General features: G+C 41.5%; 15 protein-coding genes. 9 read left to right on the top strand and 6 right to left on the bottom strand.

Annotated features, from left to right (window positions below):
* Positions 1-305 precede the first annotated feature (305 nt).
* The 4 genes from ptsP (at position 306) to E0H77_RS05870 (ending at position 6934) form a co-directional block, all read left to right on the top strand.
* Positions 306-3158, top strand: a complete 2853-nt coding sequence (gene ptsP, locus E0H77_RS05885; protein ID WP_131375772.1) for a phosphoenolpyruvate--protein phosphotransferase — start codon at positions 306-308, stop codon at positions 3156-3158.
* A gap of 5 nt (positions 3159-3163) precedes the next feature.
* A complete protein-coding gene (gene pfkB, locus E0H77_RS05880; RefSeq protein WP_131375770.1) occupies positions 3164-4099 on the top strand; it encodes a 1-phosphofructokinase in 936 nt (311 codons plus the stop codon).
* Positions 4100-4103: 4 nt separating this feature from the next.
* Positions 4104-5816 carry a fructose-specific PTS transporter subunit EIIC gene (locus E0H77_RS05875; protein ID WP_131375937.1) on the top strand — a complete coding sequence of 571 codons (1713 nt, stop codon included), beginning with the start codon at positions 4104-4106 and terminating at the stop codon, positions 5814-5816.
* Positions 5817-6385: 569 nt separating this feature from the next.
* Positions 6386-6934 (top strand): peptidoglycan amidohydrolase family protein, encoded by a 549-nt coding sequence (locus E0H77_RS05870; protein WP_131375768.1) that lies wholly within the window; start codon positions 6386-6388, stop codon positions 6932-6934.
* A 268-nt stretch (positions 6935-7202) separates the two neighbouring features.
* Here the strand turns inward: E0H77_RS05870 and E0H77_RS05865 are convergent, their stop codons facing one another.
* The 3 genes from E0H77_RS05865 to E0H77_RS05855 form a co-directional block, all read right to left on the bottom strand.
* A complete protein-coding gene (locus E0H77_RS05865; RefSeq protein ID WP_131375766.1) occupies positions 7203-8210 on the bottom strand; it encodes a hypothetical protein in 1008 nt (335 codons plus the stop codon).
* Between the two features lie 31 nt (positions 8211-8241).
* Entirely contained in the window at positions 8242-9510 is a 1269-nt protein-coding gene (locus tag E0H77_RS05860) for a YagK/YfjJ domain-containing protein (RefSeq protein WP_131375764.1), read from the bottom strand.
* Between the two features lie 313 nt (positions 9511-9823).
* Positions 9824-10033, bottom strand: a complete 210-nt coding sequence (locus E0H77_RS05855) for a helix-turn-helix transcriptional regulator (protein WP_131375762.1) — start codon at positions 10031-10033, stop codon at positions 9824-9826.
* 79 nt (positions 10034-10112) lie between these two features.
* Between E0H77_RS05855 and E0H77_RS05850 the strand changes: the two genes are divergently transcribed.
* Positions 10113-11480 (top strand): hypothetical protein, encoded by a 1368-nt coding sequence (locus tag E0H77_RS05850; RefSeq protein WP_228258299.1) that lies wholly within the window; start codon positions 10113-10115, stop codon positions 11478-11480.
* A gap of 186 nt (positions 11481-11666) precedes the next feature.
* On the opposite strand, the gene E0H77_RS05845 is transcribed toward E0H77_RS05850, so the two are convergent.
* The 3 genes from E0H77_RS05845 to E0H77_RS05835 all read right to left on the bottom strand — a co-directional run bounded on the left by E0H77_RS05845 (position 11667) and on the right by E0H77_RS05835 (position 13023).
* Positions 11667-12143, bottom strand: a complete 477-nt coding sequence (locus E0H77_RS05845) for a hypothetical protein (protein WP_131375760.1) — start codon at positions 12141-12143, stop codon at positions 11667-11669.
* A gap of 120 nt (positions 12144-12263) precedes the next feature.
* On the bottom strand, positions 12264-12569 hold the full coding sequence (locus E0H77_RS05840; RefSeq protein ID WP_131375758.1) for a hypothetical protein: 306 nt from the start codon (positions 12567-12569) through the stop codon (positions 12264-12266).
* Between the two features lie 178 nt (positions 12570-12747).
* On the bottom strand, positions 12748-13023 hold the full coding sequence (locus tag E0H77_RS05835; RefSeq protein WP_131375756.1) for a hypothetical protein: 276 nt from the start codon (positions 13021-13023) through the stop codon (positions 12748-12750).
* Between the two features lie 799 nt (positions 13024-13822).
* Between E0H77_RS05835 and E0H77_RS05830 the strand changes: the two genes are divergently transcribed.
* From E0H77_RS05830 to E0H77_RS05815, 4 genes are all read left to right on the top strand, one after another.
* Complete coding sequence (locus E0H77_RS05830; protein WP_131375754.1) at positions 13823-14149, top strand: hypothetical protein; 327 nt, start codon at positions 13823-13825, stop codon at positions 14147-14149.
* 65 nt (positions 14150-14214) lie between these two features.
* Positions 14215-15267 carry a DUF932 domain-containing protein gene (locus tag E0H77_RS05825; protein WP_131375752.1) on the top strand — a complete coding sequence of 351 codons (1053 nt, stop codon included), beginning with the start codon at positions 14215-14217 and terminating at the stop codon, positions 15265-15267.
* A gap of 159 nt (positions 15268-15426) precedes the next feature.
* Complete coding sequence (locus tag E0H77_RS05820; protein WP_131375750.1) at positions 15427-16467, top strand: YqaJ viral recombinase family nuclease; 1041 nt, start codon at positions 15427-15429, stop codon at positions 16465-16467.
* A 111-nt stretch (positions 16468-16578) separates the two neighbouring features.
* Entirely contained in the window at positions 16579-17487 is a 909-nt protein-coding gene (locus tag E0H77_RS05815) for a recombination directionality factor (protein WP_131375748.1), read from the top strand.
* Positions 17488-17491: the final 4 nt, after the last annotated feature.

The following is a 17491-nucleotide window of genomic DNA, read 5'->3' as shown; positions in this document are numbered from 1 at the left end:
ACAACAGGTATTATAAAAGCTTTTTAGGCATGATACTGCTGTACTAAGCCCATGACACCCATTGGTTTGCTGAATAAATACGCGATGATTATGCTATTTGTAAGTTTCCGATTTGTCTAATCTTTAGGCGCGATAGCTTAATTCTCAATTAATATTTAAAAGCTATGATTTTGCGCCACAAAAAACCCAAGTTATGATGATCAAAAAACTGATTTTCAGTGCAAACCCGAGTAGAATCCGCCTTTCTTTTTTTTCTAGAAAGGCACCGCCTCAACTCGACTTATGACGTTTTTCAAGGAATTCTTATGTTAGCGCTAGATACACAACATGTTCGGATGAATCAGCATGCTGTCGATAAGGCTCAGGCGTTGCAATGTCTAGTGGATATTTTGGTTGAAGATCAACTGGTTCAACCTGAATATATTCAAGGTCTGATTGGGCGTGAACAGCAAAGTGCAACTTATTTGGGACAGGGAATTGCGATTCCTCATGGGACACCACAGTCACGCCAGTACATTTTAGAAACAGGTGTACGTTTGGCTCACTTCCCTGAAGGTGTGGTCTGGGATGGTAAAAACAAGATTTATTTAGCAGTAGTGATTGCTGCAAAGTCAGATGAACATTTACAAGTTTTACAAATTCTGACCCGAGCATTGCTCGATGATGTCTCTGAGCGTGTGCAAAATGCTCAATCTGCTCAGCAAATTATTGAATTATTACAAGCACAGCCACCTTCTCTGAATTTGCATGAAAATCTGATTGCAACACAAGCCGTTGTTACTGATATTGATGATTTTCTCTGGCAAGCTAGCCAATTGTTGAAACAACAAAAAATGGTGGAATGTGGCTTTTTAAGCCAGTTACAACCCAAAAACATGATTCATCTGGGTGAAGATATCTGGTCAATCAGCGCCAATCAGCATGTACTCAGCCCTGCGGTGAGTATCATTAAAGCTGAGCAGCCGATTCAGTATCAAGATCAAAAACTGGGTACATTGTTATGTATTGCCAGCAATCCGCAGCTGGACATGTCACAGTTTAACCGACTCATGGATATTTTCTTTGATCCTGAGCAGTTACAAGCGCTGAGCCAACAGCAAGATGCGCAACATCTGGCCCAGTTGATTGGTGCAGATGTGATTCCTGACTGGGCATCACAGCGCGTGATTCTGGCAAATGCGCACGGTTTGCATGCTCGGCCTGCCACACAGTTAGTCAACACCTGTAAAGCATTTCAAGGTGAGATACAGGTGTCTGTTGATGGTGGGCAATTTGTATCTGCCAAGAGCTTAACCAAGCTGTTGTCACTGGGGTGTAAACGTGGGCAAACCCTGACCTTTATTGCAGAACCTGAAACCGATGCCGTCGCTGGTTTAAGTGCAGTGATTGCCGCAGTGAAACAAGGTTTGGGTGAAGAGGTTGAACCCATTCAAGACGAGGCTGACACAATCGTTGCGCCTGAACCTACAAATCCAGTTGTATCAACGCTGACTGTCCCAGATCAGAGTCATGGTATTGCTGCATCATCAGGTCTGGCATTTGGCCCTGCACATGTGGTCAAGCCACGCCAGTTCCAATATGAGCGTTTTGGTTCGAGCGTTAAAGTCGAAACAGAAAAGTTCGATATCGCAATTCATCAGGTCAAAAACAGTATTCGCCAGTTTATTGCCCAAAGTTCGATTGATGCGATTAAACAGATTTTTATGGCACATCTGGAAATGCTGGATGACCCAGATCTGATCCAGAGTGTACAACGAGGAATGAAGCAGAACTTATCTGCTGCAGCCGCATGGCATGAGCATATTGAAGCGGCTGCCAAAGCCCAAGAATCTTTAAATGATCGTTTGTTGGCAGAACGCGCGGCTGACTTACGCGATATTGGTGAGCGTGTATTGGCAGTGTTGTGTGGTGCACCAGAAATTACCGAACCACAAGAACCCTATATTCTGGTGATGCACGACGTTGGGCCAAGTGATGTGGCGCGCTTAAATAAAGACCGTGTTGCGGGCATTTTAACTGCTGTGGGTGGTGCCAGCGCACATAGTGCAATTGTGGCACGTGCGCTAGGCATTCCTGCGGTGGTTGGGGCAGGCGCGGCTGTACTCAATATTGCAAATCATAGTGTGGTGTTGATCAATGGCGATACGGGTGAATTTGTGGTGAAACCCGAAGCACAGCGCATTGAACAGGCGATTACTGAGCGGGAGCGTCAGCGTCAACTGCGTGAGCAAGCGGAGCAACATTGTCTGGAACCTGCGATTACCCTAGATCAGCATTCGGTCGAGATTGCGGCGAATATTGGTAAAGTCCACGCCACTGCCCAAGCAGTTGAGCAAGGCGCGGAAGCGATTGGCTTATTGCGAACAGAATTGGTGTTTATGTCACATAACAGTGCGCCAAATGAAGCAGTTCAAGAAGCGGATTACCGCGTGGTGTTTGATGCCTTGGCAGGTCGTCCACTGGTGGTGCGTACGCTCGATGTTGGTGGTGACAAACCACTGCCATATTTGCCGATGGAACCTGAAGAAAACCCGTTCTTGGGTTTACGTGGTATTCGTCTAACCTTGCGTCAACCTGAATTGCTACGTCAGCAATTGGTGGCATTGCTCAAAGCGGCGGATAACCGTCCATTACGGATTATGTTCCCAATGATTGGGCGTGTAGAAGAATGGCGCGAAGCCAAAGCCATTTTGGATGAAGTGCGTGTACAGCATCCATGTGAACATTTAGAAGTGGGCATCATGGTTGAAGTCCCTGCAGCAGCATTACTTTCACCAATTTTGGCGCAGGAAGTTGATTTTTTCAGTATTGGAACCAATGACCTGACCCAGTACACCATGGCGATTGACCGTGGTCATCCTGTGTTGTCTGCCGAGGCAGATGGTTTGCACCCAAGTATTTTATTGTTGATTGATCAGACCGTACGCGCAGCGCATCGGCATGGCAAATGGGTCGGCATTTGTGGTGAATTGGCAGGTGATCCGAAAGCTGTTCCTGTCTTAATGGGACTTGGGGTAGATGAGCTGAGTATGTCGAGCACGCGTATTCCTTTAGTCAAAGCACAGATACGCCAGTTAAATTTTGCTGATTGTCAGCAATTGGCACAACGTGCATTGTTGTGTGACAGTGCAACCGCAGTTCGTGATTTAGTTGAGTAAGTTCTATGGCAAAAATTTTAACAGTGACGCTCAACCCCGCAATTGATGTTACGTTGCAACTTGACGTGCTGCATGTGGGTGAAGTCAACCGCCATCATGCTGTGCAAACCCATGCTGCGGGTAAAGGCTTAAATGTCGCACAAGTACTCAAAGATTTGGGACATGATGTGGTGGTGACAGGTTTTTTAGGTGAGGCGAATCGTCAGATTTTTGATGCGCATTTTGCCAAAGAATACTTTGAAAACCAGTTTGTTTATATTCAGGGTGAAACTCGCCAAAATATTAAAATTGCGGAAGCTTCGGGTCGCATGACTGATATTAATGGTCAGGGTCTTTATATTGATGCCAACGCTAAGCAGCAGTTGCGCGAAAAAATCCAAGCCATGATTGCCGATATTGATATGGTGGTGATTGCTGGCAGTTTGCCACAAGGTTTTGAGCCAAGCGAACTACGCGCCTTAATTGAGTTTCTCAATCGAGAGGGTAAAAAAGTCGCAGTAGATACCAGCGGTTCTGCATTGCGTGCTGCAATTGCAGCCAACCCGTGGCTGATCAAGCCCAACAGTGATGAGTTAACAGAAACTTATCATTTGCCGGCAAACAGTTTTGCTGAACAGCAGCAATTGTTTCAATCACTGGGTCATATGCAGATTCAGCATATTATTGTGTCAATGGGAGAGCAAGGTGTGAACTGGCTGCATCCAACACACCCACTGCATGCCCAAGCGCCAAGCGTTCAAGTCAAAAGCACTGTAGGTGCAGGCGATTCACTGGTTGCGGGTATGATTCATGGCTTGTTGAGTAACAATAGCCCTAAAGAAACGCTAAAAACAGCAACTGCGATTGCCAGCCATGCCGTGACCCAGATTGGTTTTCATGTACCAGATTTATCTGTTATTGAAGATTTGAAGCAACAAATCGTCATCAATTCATTGAGTTAATATGATGTCAGAAATTCACCAGATTTTATTTGTTCCGCATAGCCCTGAACAGTCGATCAATGCGTTGATTTTGGCAAAAAAACTCGCACAGGTTGCAGGTCAAACAGGGTATCAAGTCCAAGTTGTAGAAAATTTTGAGTCAGCACTCAGCATTTCCACAGATTTATTGGTTGTACTGGGTGATAAACTCCCTGCATTACACAGTATTGCAGCACAGAAAGTCGCTTTATTGTCTTTGGAACAAGCACAACAGAATACGGCGCAAGCCTTACAACAAGCGCTAGATTCAGCCAAAACACCAGCACAATGGTCACAACAACCGACACAAACTTCGACAGAAGCACGCAAATTTGTGGCGATTACGGCTTGCCCAACAGGTGTTGCCCATACTTTTATGGCGGCTGAAGCTTTACAACATGGCGCTGATAAACTGGGCTATGAGATTCATGTCGAAACTCAAGGTTCGGTTGGAGCGAAAAATATTTTGTCGCCTGAGGCGATTGCTGATGCGGATATCGTGATTTTAGCCACCGATATTGAAGTTAATACCGATCGCTTTGTCGGCAAGCGCGTGTATCGTTGTGGTACAGGCTTTGCATTGAAGCAGACTGATAAAGCCTTTGCCAGTGCAATTCAGGAAGCCAAAGTTCTAGAGTCAGGTAAACAACAGGCAGGCGCGAGTGAATCTGCCGAGAAAAAAGAAAAAGTTGGGATCTATAAACATTTGCTGACAGGCGTGTCCTACATGTTGCCCATGGTGGTTGCGGGTGGTCTGATCATTGCGATTTCGTTTATTTTTGGTCTAAATCCTATCGATGGCAGTTTTGCCGCATCGCTGAAACAAATTGGGGGGGCTGCATTTACCCTGATGGTTCCGATGCTTGCTGGTTATATTGCTTATTCGATTGCCGATCGCCCTGGTTTAACCCCAGGTTTGATCGGTGGTTTACTGGCAGCACAACTGCAAGCTGGTTTCTTGGGTGGTTTGGTCGCAGGTTTTTTAGCAGGTTATATTGCGCTATTTCTTGCCAAAAAAGTCAAACTGCCATCGAGCCTAGAAGCCTTAAAACCCATTCTGATTATTCCTTTACTTGCTAGTCTGGCAGTGGGTCTGATCATGATTTATGTCGTTGGACAACCTGTTGCTCATCTCTTTGAATTATTAAAAATATTTCTAGCGAATATGGGAACAACCAATGCCATGATTATGGGCGTGGTCTTGGGTAGCATGATGTGTATCGATTTGGGTGGGCCGATCAATAAAGCCGCATATGCATTTACGGTGGGGTTGTTGACTTCGCAAACCTACGAGCCGATGGCAATTACCATGGCCGCAGGCATGGTGCCACCTTTGGGTATGGCGATAGCGACCTTTTTGGCAAAAAATAAATTTGCGAAAGCTGAGCAAGATGCAGGTAAAGCTGCGGTTGTCTTGGGTTTGTGTTTTATTTCGGAAGGGGCAATCCCTTTTGCAGCCAAAGACCCGATTCGTGTGATTCCATGTACCATTGCAGGGGGCGCAGTAACAGGCGCACTGGTTGCCATGTTTAAATGCCAATTGGTGACACCACATGGCGGAATTATTGCCTTGGTCATTCCAAATGCCATTAACCATCCTTTGCAATACCTGCTGGCGATTGCGATTGGTAGTTTTGTGACAGGCATTAGTTATACGGTGATTAAACAACGCGTAACCTCAAGTCCTGTTACGGCTTAAGCACAAAAAAAGCTGAATCTCTAAAGGGATTCAGCTTTTTCGATTTATAAGTCTGGACGCATGTGTCCACCTGAGAGCACAATTGCCAATAACAAGCTCACTTTAAGCACGCCAGCACTCAAAAAAATCCGATCATATTTTTTAAGCCATATTTTCATAACAACTCATCATCCTTTTTAGTTTTTAGCATATTGACATGCCGTTATTGCTGATTAGGTTAAAAACATTTTTATCAATAAAATAGGCGTAATTTGTGATAAACGGTATATATTGTGGTTAAAAAATGAATATTATACTTTTTCATAAAGTATATCTAAAAACAGCTTGAATTAGACCTTATGGGTAATTTTTTGATTAAAAAGTAGTCAGTTAAAAATAGGTGTTTAAAATCTTAATTGATACGTTATATCGTTTTTAAATCAAAAATATAGCCACTCAACTTATGCAATAAGTGCTGTGTGAAATGTAGAGCTGTCTAAAATTTGTTACAACCCTGTAGCACATCTGAAAACATTTCCTTCTACAATGGCACGCTGTTGAAGTTTTGATGGAAAAAATAGGTTTTTGTCATGATCCATGCTCACCATGCGGTTCACGCGCATGACACCCATGCACATTCTGTTCAGGTTCACGTTCGACATGCACATGGCGCCGCTAAAAAACCACAGCATGTTCAGCCGCAGCGTAAAGTACATCATGTTAAAATGACAAAGCATCATATTGCTCATAACGTAGATTTAACGGCGCAAAGTATTAATCTGTCCAAGTTTTCTAATAAACTTGAAAGCATTTCAGCAAGACGAAGTTCGGAAAAATGTGCGCGTAATGTACGTATTGCTTTGCAAACTGCAGGGGCGAATGTATCGAACCACCCAATTGCAGCAGCAAACTGGGGGCGTACTTTAGAGAAAAATGGTTATAAGCAAATTAAACCTGCGTTTAATAAACCAAAGAAAGGCGATATTTATATTATTGATGCGACCAGTAACCATACTTACGGACATATAGCAGGCTATACAGGTTCAGAGTGGATCTCGGATTTTCGCCAAAACAGCTATGCCGTCTATAAAGAGAAAGATGTGGAATATCATTATTATCGTTTAGAGTCAGCAACCTGATTATATTGCTTACCTAGATTAACAAAAAAGGCTTAAATTTTAAAAAATTTAAGCCTTTTTTATTCCAGTGGATGGTACTGAAATGAATTTTGGCGAGAGAGGGAATCATATTTTTTGTATAAATAATTGATAATAAATTAATAAAAAATATTTATTTTAAATTAATCCCCCAATTATCCCCCATTAAGAAAATACGAGTTTAATTCTAAAACAGCATTAATAGTAAAAGGCTCTGATCAGAGCCTTTTACTATATGTAGAACCCAACCCTAGACATTGCCTGTGTATTCTTTCCACACATAAGTAATGCCATTGCCTTTATAACGATAAAAACCAAGTGGTTCATGTACGCGTTCAATCAGTTGTAACCATGCCTTTTGAACCGTACCTTGTCCATCATAGCAATGGGTGTATTTTGGCTCTGGAAAAATTCCTTGTAGCTGATAATCCAAGCAAACTAATTCCCATTGTTCTTGCAATAGAGGTAAATAATTTATTTCATCGCCAAGTATGTAAATGAATGTTTGTGCTGTTAGATGATGATCAAGCCCTTTAACGATGCGCCACTGAATATCATAAAGTTTACCTGCGAGCTGTTTTGAAGCATGTAGCCACTTAAAGTATTTTTTCAGTACTTTTACTGAATCTTTTTCCGCATCTTCCTGCGTCATATAATGTGGAGGGTTAGTTTGAGCAATTAATGGTAGCTCTAAGAAAATACAATTGGCTTGTTCTTGGGTTTGCATGACACGTCTGAAAACTGTCTTTTGTTCATTGCGAAGTTTTTGCACTTGTGCTTCATATTTATTCGCTTGGAGCTTTGCTTTAGCGGCGTATAACTGACCACGAAAAAAATCAAAGTTATTTTCAACCATATAGATTGGAACAGGCTGTGATGAGGTCGCTACACCAATATTTTGTAGTGAAAATTGATGAAAGGCTTTTAAGTGAGGATGGGGTTCAAAACCTTCGAATAGATCAATGAAATGAGCAAATAGCGGTGCTTGCCGTAGGGCCCAAATAAATAGTGGATTCATAGCAGGGCATGGGCATGCTGCTGTTGGTTTAGGATAGACTTTAATTTTAGCCTGTTCTAACTGCTTAGTGAAATTTATCAGTCTGAGTGCGATTTGACTAAATGTAGTATCTCCGAAAATAGGTCGAATCATTCCAACATATGGAGGGACGCTCTCATTTCCATTCGGATAAATATTCGATTGTGTTTGTGCGTAGTTAAAAAATAAAGGCTGTGCGTTGGGTACAAATACTTGGTTCATATTGAAAATCTCTATAATAGGGTTAAATAGATCAATAATGTTTGGTCAGGTTTGGGCGACCCATTTTGTTACGTAGATGAGGTGAAACGCCTGTATTTAATGTTTTGACGCGTTCTAAGCTGCTATGTAAGACGTACTGCTCAAACTTAGCAAAGTAGTGAATAACTTTCGCAATGTTGTCGTACTTAGTCTGATCATCACGGTTGATTACACCTAAAGCATCGTATTTGTACTTCTTACGATTCTTGCTGGAATTACAGTTAAAATAGCTATGCTTACCATCAATTTGCTTATCCCACATTTCACCAATCATTCGACCTAAGCTAATGTCTTCACGATGCTCACTACCACAAAAAAAGAAAAAGCAGTGGAAATGTAAAGCCTGATCTATGCCATATTCCAATTTCGTCACGTAACCTTTTAAATGCAGAGTTTTACTCCGACGAAGTTTCTGTAAAATTATATGGAAATGCTTTACAGTTTCTTTAGGCGTAAAGTGCTTTTTGTCCATAGGTAAATATAGATCAATACGCACACCAACTAAGCGCGAGTATTTTTTACGTAGTTTATCGATGTATCTCAGTACGTTTTTTTTACGCTTTCTTGCCATCTTTCGACGATCATTTACACGTTGTACAAATTTTTCATCTTTTAAGCCTTTAAAAATCTCTTTAACAAGAGAGTTAGCGATTATTGCTACAGAATTTTTATGACCTGTCGGTATTCTATTTGCATTTATTACGTTGAGCTGATCATTCGGGTACTTAATTAAATCGAATAAACAATTCTGATCATTTGGAAGCACATGATTAAAAGAGAATGCTACTAAATCATATTCTTCACACTTCAAATGCATTGGCGATTTCAATTGCTTATTAGCAAGTAAAAAGCTTCGTATCAATTCCAGTAACTCGGGATAAATCAATTCCCAATGATCTGGAACTAATTGATTTTGTTTTGACTTAATCCAGCCATAGAGGTAAGTCGCATGATGTTTCTTAATTTGATTACATATGAGAATTGCATATAAACAAGCAACAATTTGCGGGTCTAGCTGCTGTTTACAGAGCAGATTGGTTGTCAGTAAGTTTCGTACTTCAGCACTGTTATCTGCATCATCTGAGTAAGCATGTTCTAGCTCAATGCCTGTACTGACTTCATCATAAGGTGCTGATAATGATTCTTCATTTTCAACTTCAACTGATTGCTCTAACTCTTCTGAAGGGAGGGAGGCGTCGATTAATTCAAATCTACTTATATCTTTTAGATTAGGTGTAAGATCAATTTCTATGGTGCTCATAGATATAGCTCCAATCGGTAATAAAATACGGATTTCTGCCATCTGATCTATAGTATGTGAAGAATCTAAAAATGATAATTAATATATTAAAATCAATAATTTATTTATATAAGTTTAATTGTTCTTATCAATCAAAATTATATAGAATCTATTATTTATATTATGTATAAATATATAGATATATCAATCATATAGAATACACGTACTAAAATCAGAGACAACAGTGGTTAACAAGGGGACTTGAGATCAAGCCCCATCGGTAATGTCGATAAATTTCTGCTTCTACGTGACTGAAAAGATAAGCACTTAAGGTTTATGCTTTTTTTGATAAAAGCCAATCATTAAGTTCGTGTTGAAACCACCCTACTGCGGAAGCTCCAATTTTTATGGGTGTTGGGAATGATGGATCGTATCGCCTTGACTTAGGGTTGAGCTTTTCATAGAGCGATGAGCGCGAAATACCAGTGGTATGAACAACTTCTTTAAGCCGTAGAATTTGAATTGCTGATTGATTGTTTTGCATGGGAAAACCCTCCGATTTCAAGGGCATTTTGTGTTAACGTAATTCGAATTAAGTCCATTCTGTAATTCGATTTCTTAATATGAGTTCAAAAAATATACATTTCCCCTCAGAAATTATTCATCAAGTGTTCCGAAACTTGGTTGTACAGTCAATTACCATTCAAAAATTTGATAAAAGGTATCCTGAACTCATAGCTAATATGAAAGCGTTAAGGGACAGGATGCATAATAATTTTGTCAATGATCTCGTTGAGTTTTATACATGTCATAATTTAGAGTTAGATCGTAAGAAAATATTGATACAGTCGTTGTTTGAAAACAATCGTTTTATAGACCATGCTTTTAACTATTATGAAACAGGAACCCTAGGCATATCTGAGGATATTTTAAAAGCTCACGCACTTACGTTCGAGCAAGTCGTGAATATTATTAATTATAGGGAGCCTCAGTTTTTAGAAAATGTAAGTTGCATTAGTAAGCATCTTAAGATCGAAAACTTCCTTGCTGATACTAAACGTGAATATTATATTTCGGATTTATTGATTGATTTGCCTATTGATCAACTGGTTTATGACTACATTTATTTTCAACTGCTCATTCAAAAATATCAATACAGTGCTGATGGCGAATATCAAACAGAATTAAGTAACCCACTTGATGTCGCAAAAATGTTTAAGCCACTAAATCGCTATTTACGTTTTTTCTCACCAAAATTCACAACTTCATTTGTTGAATACAATGAAGTGCAAAAAGGATCGTTAAGGTACGATTATTTAAGCTATAACCTAAGAATTTATGAACCAACTGAAAATATTGCTGATAGCATGACAACATTTTTCCTGCAATACATTGCATATCGTGTTTGGTTTTATCATGATGTTGCAAATGTGGATGATATGCAAAAGGCAATCAAGATTGAGGAATTACAAGAGATCAATAAAATTTTACAATCATTAGATATGATATCTAATGTGGAGCATCATTATGATAAAAAGGCTTCAGTACAAACGGATTTGATTGCATTGTGGTTGTATGAGATAAATAAAGAAAACAAACAAAGAAAGCATCAAGAGCTTCTTAAAAAGAAATTAGCTAAGCTGGAAAGTGTAGATCCAGATAAAAGACCTACTAAAGCAACTCTATTTGCTGAAGTTGATTTGCTGGTTAATCAAGAAAAAACGGATATGAAACCCCTAGCATTCTTACAAGAAATATGTGAGCGATTAAAAAAAATGAATGATCGTAGTAGATATGATCTAGATATTAAATTTAGCGTAACAGACAAAATACTTAAACGTGATAGTGAAAAAGAAACAAAGGTATTGTTATGTTCGGCTTATACGCCAGTAAGTGGAAATTCTGAACGAACAAAATGCGTTGAATTTATGATCTTAAATTCAACGATTAGCTTACAGTATAAAGATTTACTGAAAAATTTAGAAAAATAAGCTAAACGCCAAAAAACATTATTTTTCTAAGATAAGGACTAATCTTTGCACTAGCCCAAGCTAGCAAAATTGCGGTTTTTAGCATCAAATTGACCACACTGCTGATTCGAATAGGTCAGCAGCTTTGCCCAGCATAACGTCAAATTTTAAGTTAACAAACACATCAGAATTTGGTGTTTTGAATGCCTAAAAATTATGGGTATAGTACAAGCCACTATTTGTACTGATGGTCACCTCGCGAACATACTCAGCAGCACAACCTAAATAGACCTGTGTTACAGAACCATAGCGCATATTCTTAAAATCATAAAAACCTTTGGTTCGACTGTTTCTCCGATTGATGAGAACCCCTGTTAATGTGGTGAGGTCATTATTGAGTGAAATAATATCCAACTTACCAACATAGCCTGTCATGGTACTTTGCGAAGGTTCATGACGAATATGAACTTCAAATTGATCCTGAACAGTTTGAACTGTTTCAGTATTGGTATCACCTTGATCAATATCATCCGTAAATTTCGTATCGGTATCTGTACTCATGGCTTGCGCTTGTTGCTCAGATGCACTCGGACTTGGTGCTACGATTGTGTCGGCTGCTTGAGGCTTTTCCTGATGTGGGCTACATGTCGTTAAACTGAATAGAAATGAACTGGATAAAAATATGGTTGAATCAGCTTCATGGCTGAATTTCTCTGATCGATTTTTATGCTGACATGGATGGAGTTTTACCTTGCATCCATGTCAGTAGATATTATTGTTGTGCCGTCGAGTTATAAAAGTGGGCTATTTACATTTCCCTTGACGAACAGACTGAACCAGACGAGGTTCAGTTTTATCTACATCAAGGCGTAAGCAAATGGTTTTCTTGGTTTTCGCTGAGCTAGAAATCAATTCTTCGCCATGAATCGGACTTGCTCCACCTGCATTATAGACTTGATAGCGTTTACCTGATGTGGTTTTAAAGCTAAACGCATCACCTGATTCGCTAAAGCCTTCGATCTTTTTGACGATGACGCTGGCGGAATTCGGCTGGGCAAAGACTGAACCACAAAGCAGACTGAGGCTGCATGTGAGGATAAATTTTTTCATGGAAGTGTTCTCTTATTTATTTTCTAAAAATAGTGACTGGCCAAACAACGGCTTTACCCAGATTGTAGGCATAGCTTAAATGTGCGGTACTACTGCAATTCTTGAAATAGACCGAGCAAATGAAAGCAATGACAATATACCCGATGATTAAATAATTTTTCATAATACTTTCCTCTACTTATTTCTGACATTGCTGTATGGCATTTGCCATCACCACATTGAAGCCTTCAGGCGGTTGCATGGTTTCTCGAACGGTGACATCACTCATTTTTTCCATAAATTCAGGCGAGTAATGTTCTTCAACTTTGTCATAAATGCAGGAGCAGGTTGAACGATCTAAACCACCTGCCTGACAGCCTGCTTTAAAGTCTCGTTTGACTTTACTTTCGCAGCCCAGCAGTAAGGTGCTGGTGAGTGCAAAGGCAATCACCACAAAGCAAGATTGATATTTCATAGGTATTCCAATTCATTGTTATCTATTGTTTTCAAATCATGTGGATGGTTTTATTTATGCCAGCCTGCGAGATAAATCAGTAGCCATAATGCACCGAGCAGTAGAATAAAGCCCGGTCCTAAAGCCACCACAACGATGACAATTAAGATGAGCTGTGCAATCAATTTCATGATGTTGTTCCAGCACAAAGCTCCCCCTGAATCAGCAACTCAGTGGTTGATCCATGCCTTAAAATCAATTAATGCACAGTGTGAGAACACAATGATGGAATAGGAATAAAAGGTTGCAGCGGTGGTGCAAGAGAAGAAAGCACAGTAAATTGCGTCATGATTGACTCCTTGGAATTATAAGAAGCTCTACCAAATTACTGCTAAATAATGGTGGCAGAACGAGAAGGGGTTAGCAGACTGGGATCCAAGGAACCAGCACGCACGAGGCGTCCCCCTCCCGTCCTACCTCAACGAGAAGGGGACACGAGGGTTCCACGACATATAAAAAGGATTTTATATACCGTGCTGGATCTGCGGTCTGCTAAAACCGACTGACAATGTAGGTCAGCCCTTGCATGATAATCGTTGATAAAAAACAGGTCAATTCATCCCAGTATCAAGCCATTAAAATTTATCGTCATAGTGCTTAGAAACAGCACATTCTAAAAAATTACAGATACATATCATCTGAATGAGAGATATAGCTGATTTCACATCAGCCATATCCAATACCCGAATTTAGGTTTTGCCTGCTTTCCCCCAAAGCAGGCTTTTTTTATTCAGCTCATTTAACTATAGGAAAAATTCAGATGAGTTTGTCATGCCCTTATTGTCAGTCCCGCGATACGGTACTGCTGCAATCCCCACATTATTTCCCAACTAACCCATTATCCAATTCAAACAGCAACTCAGCCATGTCTCCGATGGCACTGGCAGCTTTAGGCGTCAGCATTTCCAAAAGCCTGAACCTTCCTCCGATTGCAGGAGCATTGGTCGGTGTACTGATTGGTGGCGTCTGGATGTTGATGACTGAAGATGATGTACAAAGAAGTACATCACCGATTTCGATTCAACATTACTACTGCAACGACTGTGATCGCGATTTCAGTCCAAGTATTCGCAATTCATCTTTTTAGTATTGAACCCTTTACGGTTCATCCATTCACTTGGATGAAAACACACTTTTTATAGGAATTATTTTATGGCACATCTGATTGAAAATATGGCGTATGTTGGTGCAACCCCTTGGCATGGTTTAGGCAATCCACTCACACCCAATCAGCCGATTGAAGTCTGGGCACAACAAGCGGGCATGGACTGGCGGATTGAATCTTCCAATGTCAGCTATATGGCACAGAATCAACGTGGGCAGAGTCTGATCTTGCCATTCGAGGAACAACGCGTCTTATATCGTTCGGATACTCATGCACCCTTATCCGTCGTGAGTCAGCGTTATCAGGAAGTTCAGCCTTTAGAGATTCTAGAGTTCTATCGTGACTTAACCGAACAGGCAGGCTTTGAATTGGAAACCGCAGGGGTACTCAAAGGCGGTAAAAAGTTCTGGGCTTTGGCAAAAACGGGACAAACCTCAGCGCTGAAAGGTAAGGATGTCAGCAATGGCTATATCTTGCTGGCAACCGCGTGTGATGGCACCTTAGCTACCACCGCGCAATTTACTTCCATTCGCGTGGTGTGTAACAACACCTTGGCGATTGCCCTGAAAGGACAAAGCAGTAGTGCAGGCGTAGTCAAAGTCCCACATAGTACCAAGTTCGATGCCGAGAAGGTCAAGCAACAACTGGGCATTTCAGTCCGTGCATGGGATGAACACATGTATGAAATGAAACAGCTTAGCCAACGGAAAGTCAGCCAAGCTGAAGCCGCAGCCTATTTTGATGCGGTGTTTAACAACACCAGTCTGAGCATTGCTGATCAGGATGACAGCATTATTCAGTTCTATCGTAATGTGGCAACTCAAGCGCAAAGTCACCCAACAGGCAAAGCCGAGACGAAAACCGAACCGAATGGACGAGCCATGTCCAAAGTCATGAGCATGTTTAACGGTCAGGGACGGGGTGCTGAACTCAGCTCAGCCAAAGACAGCGCCTATGGCTTGCTGTGCAGTATCACCGAATTTGCCGACCATGAGCGTCGTGCCATGAGTCAGGATCATCGTCTGGATTCAGCATGGTTCGGTGCAGGGGCAGCACTCAAACAACGGGGATTAGAACAAGCCTTACGTTTGATTGCTTAAGCTTGATCGCTGCCCACCGTACAAGTGACCGCTCAAGTTAGCGTACAAGTACTTTAACCCTGATCTTTAACCTCTTTTATACATGAAATTGCATTCAAAGCTGTGTCTTCGGACACGGCTTTTTTTATGCCCAAAATTTAACAATGACAGGAAATTCTTATGAATACAGCAATTTTAAATCCATCTGCATCAACTCAAGCCACCCTAAATAAGCAACGTCCGAAACTGTTTACTGCCAAACGCTTTGTGGATACCAAAAAGCTTAGCCAAGCTGAATGGCTAGAAGTGCGTCGGCAAGGCATTGGCAGCAGCGACTGTGCTGCCGCCTGTGGGCTGAATCCTTACATGTCAATGCTAGAACTATGGATGATTAAAACTGGACGGATTCAACAAAACCTCGAAGATGAACATCAAGGACATGCACCTTTGTACTGGGGCAAACAGCTAGAGCCACTGGTAGCGGAATACTATAGCCTGCATACCCAACATAAAGTCAGACGCGTGAATGCGGTATTGCAGCATCCTGATCCAGATAAGCATTTTATGCTTGCCAATTTGGATTATGCCGTGGTCGGTACTCCTGAAGTACAGATTCTGGAATGTAAAACCGCAGGCGAACATGGGGCAAAACTGTGGCGTGATGGGGTTCCACTCTACGTTTTATGTCAGGTACAGCATCAACTGGCGGTGACAGGCAAACAGGCAGCACATGTTTGTGTGTTGCTGTGTGGGCATGAAACCAAGATTTTTAAAGTCACCCGTAGTGAATCAGTGATTCGTCACATCATTCAAGCCGAGCGTCAATTCTGGGATTGTGTCGAGCAGGATATTCCACCTTCCGTGGATGCTAGCGCTTCGGCTGCCAAAGCGCTGCAATTACTTTATCCAGAACATGTACCCCTGAGTACCACGGATTTATCTGAAGATACTGAGGCTAATCAACAGTTTGAGCAACTGATTCAAACCCGTCAGCACATCGAGAAGCATCAGGAGCAATTTGATCTACTCAAGCATCAACTGCAAGCCAAGATGCAGGATGCGGAACGCGCAGTGTTTCAAAGTGGTTCTGTGACGTGGAAGCGTTCTAAGGACTCCATCAGTCTGGATAGCAAAGCCTTACTGAAACAACATCCTGAATATCTACAGCAGTTTCCGCAGAACAAGCAGGGAAATCGACGTTTCCAGATTTATCACGATTGAACCGACCTGTTTACAAACTACTCCCATATTCCACAATCTCAATGAATCCCATGCTTATCCCATGGGATTTTTTATTGCATTCACATTCACTTAAATAAAGAGGATATCAATATGATCAAAGGTTTAATTATTACCCCACCAGTGCTCGGTCGGATCAGCATCGGCAAGGTAGTCGAAAAGAATGGCAAGCGCCTGCCTGAAAAAGATGATCAATTTACCATTACCAGTCAGATTCACAGTAAAGAGGGCTGGGTGAAACATCCTTTAGATGAGCAGCTTAGAGCTAAAGTCCCGAATCAGAAACTTCGAAGCATTCCAGTACGAATGCTATTTGATGACCCTGATCTTAATCTACGGGCTGAATACACCCTGTTTGACCGTCAGACAGGACGACCTGTGTGTATTGGCGATGGTGAAACTTGTCAGCGTCGAACAGGCAATGGGGTTGAACAGCATCCCTGTCCATCGCCTGATCTGTGTCCACTGGCACAAGGTGGGCAGTGCAAGCCGTATGCGCGTTTATACGTCAATCTGGATGAGCAGGATGAACTCGGTAGCTTTGTGCTGCGAACCTCAGGCTTTAACAGCATTCGCACCTTAACCGCACGGCTGCGTTATTACCATGCTGCGGTGAATGGTTTGCTGTCCTGCTTACCGTTACAGTTGATCCTCCGAGGCAAAAGCACCAGCCAAAGCTATGGTACACCGATCTACTATGTTGATCTAACACTCAGAGAAGGCATCAGCTTACAGCAAGCCATCATTGCTGCTAAACAGCTACAACAGGAAGCCCAAGCCTGTGGCTTCCAACAGGAGTTGCTAGATCAGGTAGCGCGGCAAGGCTATGCCAATGCCGTGTTTGATCGGGATGAAGGCGACGATGGGATGCAGGTTGTAGAGGAGTTTTATACGGATGAAGTAGCTGAAGCTGAGTGTATGCAATCTGAATTGAAAACTAAAGTTAATTCAGGAGGTGATTTTGTGCAGCATATACAGAAGTCTGTTTGTCCTGTGATTTGAATGG

This window comes from Acinetobacter brisouioides, assembly GCF_004331075.1.
Classification (GTDB): domain Bacteria; phylum Pseudomonadota; class Gammaproteobacteria; order Pseudomonadales; family Moraxellaceae; genus Acinetobacter.
The sequence above is the reverse complement of the archived record's forward strand: the minus strand, read 5'-3'. Positions and strand labels throughout refer to the sequence as shown.